This is a genomic window from Mesorhizobium sp. M2C.T.Ca.TU.002.02.1.1, from assembly GCF_003997225.1.
The window spans coordinates 1-5124 of the sequence record NZ_RZTO01000446.1 but is presented as its reverse complement, the minus strand read 5'-3'; the positions used below and the strand labels follow the sequence as shown (position 1 = coordinate 5124).

The 5124-nt window shown below is 65.4% G+C and carries 6 protein-coding genes; all 6 read left to right on the top strand.

Going from position 1 to position 5124, the window contains the following annotated elements; all coding sequences use genetic code 11:
• The first annotated feature begins 70 nt into the window (after positions 1-70).
• Positions 71-898 carry an AraC family transcriptional regulator gene (locus tag EOD07_RS21810; RefSeq protein WP_127236943.1) on the top strand — a complete coding sequence of 276 codons (828 nt, stop codon included), beginning with the start codon at positions 71-73 and terminating at the stop codon, positions 896-898.
• Between the two features lie 105 nt (positions 899-1003).
• Positions 1004-1447 carry an SRPBCC family protein gene (locus tag EOD07_RS21805; RefSeq protein WP_073985324.1) on the top strand — a complete coding sequence of 148 codons (444 nt, stop codon included), beginning with the start codon at positions 1004-1006 and terminating at the stop codon, positions 1445-1447.
• Positions 1448-1462: 15 nt separating this feature from the next.
• Positions 1463-2257 (top strand): FAD binding domain-containing protein, encoded by a 795-nt coding sequence (locus EOD07_RS21800; protein WP_127236942.1) that lies wholly within the window; start codon positions 1463-1465, stop codon positions 2255-2257.
• A gap of 55 nt (positions 2258-2312) precedes the next feature.
• A complete protein-coding gene (locus tag EOD07_RS21795; RefSeq protein WP_127236941.1) occupies positions 2313-2795 on the top strand; it encodes a (2Fe-2S)-binding protein in 483 nt (160 codons plus the stop codon).
• Positions 2796-2806: 11 nt separating this feature from the next.
• Positions 2807-4174 carry a xanthine dehydrogenase family protein molybdopterin-binding subunit gene (locus EOD07_RS39120; protein WP_127236940.1) on the top strand — a complete coding sequence of 456 codons (1368 nt, stop codon included), beginning with the start codon at positions 2807-2809 and terminating at the stop codon, positions 4172-4174.
• A gap of 1 nt (position 4175) precedes the next feature.
• The coding region (locus EOD07_RS39115) for a molybdopterin cofactor-binding domain-containing protein (protein ID WP_164772413.1) at positions 4176-5124 on the top strand (949 nt) is incomplete at its 3' end.

Below are 5124 nucleotides of genomic sequence, written 5' to 3'. Positions count from 1 at the left end.
GCCGTACCCCGGTCGCACTATTCCCCGGCAGGCGAAGGGAGGCCAGTCGCCTGCGGGAGGAACGATACCCATGACGGACGCGATCAGGCTCTACTGGGGCCGGTTCGGACATGTTTCCGTGCTGAATGTCGCCAACGACTTCGTCACCCATGCCCATGGCGAGGCGCATCTCATCATCTGGCTGGAAGGTACGGCAGGCGAAATGACGATCGGCCGCGAGACGGTGCGGCTTGGGCCCGGCACCGCGGCCGGCATCAATTCGTTCCAGCCGCACAGCCACGCCCTTTCCCGCGACGGCAAGCCCGGCCTGTTCCTGGCTTTCTACATCGATCCGGACTGGGCGCGCCGGCGCCGCGACCTGCCTTCCTCGGCGCCGCTGTTCACGCAAGCCGCGATCACACTGGAGCCCTGGCTGCATCAGGCGGCGGCGAACCTGCTCGACCATCTCACCGACAATGAGAGCATCGACGACGTCGCCAACTACGAGATCGAGCGCTTCATCGACAGCGTGCTCGATGCCGCGGACGCCTCGGCGCCGCAGGCGGCGCGAGCGCGCATCAACACGATGCTCGACTTCCGCGTCCGCAAGGCGATCCAGCTGATGAAGGCCAATGTCTGCGAGCGCATCTCCTTCGACGACGTGGCTCGTTCGGTCGGGCTCTCCCGACCGCATTTCTTCGCGCTGTTCAAGGAGCAGACCAACCTGACGCCGAACGTCTACTGGAACACGCTGCGCATGGAGGAAGCCGTGCGCCAGCTGCAGTGGTCGCAGGAACCGCTGATCTCCGTCGCCTGCAATCTCGGCTTCACCAGCCAGGGCAATTTCTCGCGCTTCTTCCGCGACCATGTCGGCGTGCCGCCGACGCTCTACCGCGAAGCCGCGAGAGCGACGGCCTGAGGCGCCTGTTTTTCCGACTGTTTGATACGCCTTCAAGACGCATTGATAAGCGCAAGCTGACTGACAGCCCTAGCCTGCTCCCGATCTTTGCAAGGGAACCAGTCTATGGCGAAAGTCACCATTTCCAGCGTCATCGACGCGCCGGTCGAGCAGGTCTGGGCGCGCATCCGCGACTTCAACGGCCTGCCGGGCTGGCACCCACGCATGGTGGAAAGCCGTATCGAGGACGGCAAGGACGCCACCACGATCGGCTGCGTGCGCAATTTCAAACTGGTCAGCGGCGCGACCCTGCGTGAAAAACTGCTCGACTTCTCCGACGAGAATTTCCTGGTCAGCTATTCGATCCTCGAGACGCCGCAGCCGCTCACCAATCACAAGGCGACGCTGCAGTTGCGCCGCGTCACCGACGGCAACCGCACCTATGCCGAATGGACGGCGAGCTTTGACGCGGCACCGGAGGACGCCGACAAGCTGGCCGAGGGCATGGGTGCCAATGTCTTCCAGGGCGGCTTCAACGCCCTGAAGGCCCATTTCGCCGGCAACAATTGAACCGGGGAGCGCGCCATGTCGCTTGCGCTGCAGACTTTTTCGAGCGTGAAAGACGCCAACACTGCGTTGCGGGCCCCTGGCACGCGCTATCTCGGCGGCGGCACGCTTGTCGTCCGCGCGGCCAATGAAGGCGACGTCTCCGTCTCCAGCCTCGTGCGTGTCACCGATCCCGCCCTGTCGCAGATCGCGATCTCGGGCGGCAAGGTCCGGCTCGGCGCTTCGGTCACCATGGCGGCGATCGCCCGCCACCCCGAGCTAACCGTGCTCACACCGGCGGCGCGCGCTGTCGGCGGGCCGGCGATCCGCAACATGGCGACTGTCGGCGGCAATCTGTTCGCCCCTTCCCCTTACGGCGATTTCGCGGTGGCGCTGCTGGCGCTGGACACGACCATCGTCACCGAAGAGGGCGAACTGCCGATCGAGACTTTCCTGGCCGGTCGCGACACCAGCCGCGCCATAGTGACGGCGGTAAGCATTGCGCTGCCCAAAGCCGAGAGCTTCCGCTTCCTGAAAGTGTCGCGCGTCAAGCCGAAGGGCGTGTCGGTGCTGAGCATCGCCGCACTCCTGCGACGCACGGAGGACGGCACAGTGACGGCAGCGCGGATCGCGCTGGGCTGCATGGCCGATCGGCCGATCCGCGCTTTAGCTGCCGAGAAAGCGCTGCTCGGCTGCAAGCTGACACCCCAGGAGGTCGCGCCGGCGCTGGTGGCCGCGAGCGAGGGCATTGCGCCGATCACCGACCCGATCGCCAGCGCCTGGTATCGCGCTGAGGTCTTACCGGTCCATCTCGGCCGGCTGTTGTCGAATTAATCCATGGGGACGCGCGTCTGTCCGACCGATCCGGGCAGGCGCGCAGGGAGGAAAGATGGCAAAGGTACCTGTTCAATTCACGCTCAACGGCTCGGAGAAAGCCGAGTTCGTCGAAAGCGGCACGACGCTGCTCAACGCGCTGCGCGACAAGATTGGCGACACCTCGGCCAAGGGTGGCTGCCATCAGGGCACCTGCGGCGCCTGCTCGGTCATCATCGATGGCGAACTGAGGCTCTCCTGCCTCACGCTCGCCGAGACCTGCGGCGGCGCCGACATCAGGACGACCGCCGGCCTCGCCGAAGGCGGCGTGCTGCATCCGCTGCAGCGCGCCTTCCTCGATGCCTTCGCCGCGCAATGCGGCTTCTGCACGCCCGGCATGATCATGGCGGCAAAAGTGCTGCTCGACCGCACGCCGAATCCGAGCCGCGAGGACGTGATCGAGGCGCTGTCCGGCAACATCTGCCGCTGCACCGGCTACGAGCCGATCATCCAGGCGGTGCTCACCGCCGCGCGCGCCAACTCGCAGAACGCCGCCTGAGGGACCGAGCCATGGAGCTGCGCAAGGATTATTTCGCCGATGTCCGCAAGGATGGCCTTCACGAGATCGGTCAGCCGCGGCCGCGGCTCGATTTGCCTGGACATGTCACCGGCAAGACCGCCTATTTCGCGGACCGCAATTTTCCCGGCATGCTGCATCTGAAGATGGTGCGCAGCCCGCACCATCACGCCCGCATCCGCTCGATCGATACGTCGGAAGCGGAAAAGCATCCGGGCGTGGTGAAAGTGCTGACCGCCAAGGACGTGCCGCACAATGTCTACACCATCCTGATCCTGATCCAGATCGGGCCGGAGGACGAAACCGTGCTCGCCGACGGCAAGGTGCGCTGGAAGGGCGAGGCCGTGGTGGCGGTGCTGGCCGAGACCGAGCGCGCCGCGCAGGAGGCCGCCGCCAAGGTCAAGGTCGACTATGAGGTGCTGCCGGCGGTCTTCGACATGGAGGAGGCGCTGAAGCCTGGCGCGCCCTTGGTCAACGAATATCACGGCCAGAATTACTATCTCTATGACAGCGGCGAATGCCGAAAGGTGCGCTTCGGCGATGTCGAGGCAGGCTTTGCCCAGGCCGACCACCTCCTTGAACAGTCCTACCAGTCCTCGCCGATCGAGCATGCGCCGACCGAGACCACCGGCTGCGTGGTGGCGCCCGAGGGCAATGACCGCTTCACCTGCTATACCAACACGCAAGCGATGTTCTTCACCCTCGACAACACATCGATCATCCTGCAGATGCCGGGCTCGAAGCTGCATTTCGTCGGCGGTACGGTCGGCGGCGGCTTCGGCGGCAAGGTCGACGTCATCGTCGAGCCGATCGCCATCCTCGGCGCCAAGCTGACCGGACGCCCGGTCTGTTTTATCTACAGCCGCGAGGAGGAGATGCAGATCTCCTCGCCGCGCGCGGCCGAGAAGGTCGTGATCAAGGACGGCGTCATGAAGGACGGCCGTATCGTCGCCCGCAAGGTGACCGGCTACACCGATGCCGGCGCCTATTCCCGCCACTCGCCCTATGGCGCGCAAAAAGGCGCCGCGCATTATCCCGGGCCCTACACGATCCCGAATGTCTGGATCGACACCTATTGCGTCTACACCAACCGCACCCCTTCGTCGGCCATGCGCGGCTTCGGCGTCACCATCGGCGACTTCGCGCTGGAGGTGCAGATGGACAAGCTGGCGCGGCTGATCGGCATGGACCCGCTCGAATTCCGCTTCATCAACGCCTATCGCGACGGCGACATGAAGGCGCATCGCCAGCCGACCGAGGGGGCGGCGCTCATCGAATGCATGCAGGAGGCCTCGCGCGCCGCCAACTGGCCGGTGGCGGAAAAATACATGGCGATGTCCTCCTACAGGAAGGGAGCCTGAGATGGCGATCCGGCGTGGACGCGGCGTTGCCGCGATCAACTATCCGACCGGCATGAACCTCGGCGGCGACCCGACCCAGGCGCTGGTGCATTCGACGCCGACCGGCAATTTCATGGTCACGCTTTCCAGCGTCGATCTCGGCCAGGGCATGAAGCAGATCATGGCGCAGATCTGCGCCGAGACGATCGGCGTGCCGACCGACCGCGTCATCATCGACACCGCCGACACCGACACCGGCCCGCACTGCATGGGCACCTTCGCCTCGCGCGGCACGCACCGCGCCGGCAACGCGGTCATCCAGGCGGCCAAGGAAGCGCGCCAGGTGATGCTGGAAGTGGCGGCCGAGGAGCTGGAAGTGAACGCTTCGGACTTAGAGACCGACGGCCAGGGCAACATCCAGGTGAAGGGCGCGCCGCAGAAATCGATCTCCATCTTCGATGTCGCGCTGTCGGCGCATTTCAAGCGCGGCCGCTCGATCTCGGGCCGCGGCATGTTCCTGATCCCGCGCTCCTACCCGGAGAAGGAAACCGGCGCGATGAAGCCCTCAACCTGCTACGCCCATGCCTGCACGGTGGCCGAGGTCGAGGTCGACGACGAGACCGGCGAAGTGACGGTGCTCACCGTCAAGAACGTTTTCGAGATCGGCCGCGCGCTCAACCCGAAGATGGTCGAGCAGCAGCTGGTCGGCGGCTCCTGGATGGGCATCAGCCACGCGCTCTACGAAACGACCGAGCCCTATTATCCAAACCGCGACCACGGCGGCACCGATTTCAACCAGTATCTGATGCCGGGCCCCGGCGATCTGGCCGAGACCGAGATCATCGTGCTGGAGCGTCCTTCGGCCGACGGTCCGTTCGGCGCCAAGGGGCCGGGCGAGATGTGCGCCAACCCGCAGATACCGGCCGTCGCCAATGCCGTCTTCGACGCCGTCGGCGTGCGTATCGACACGC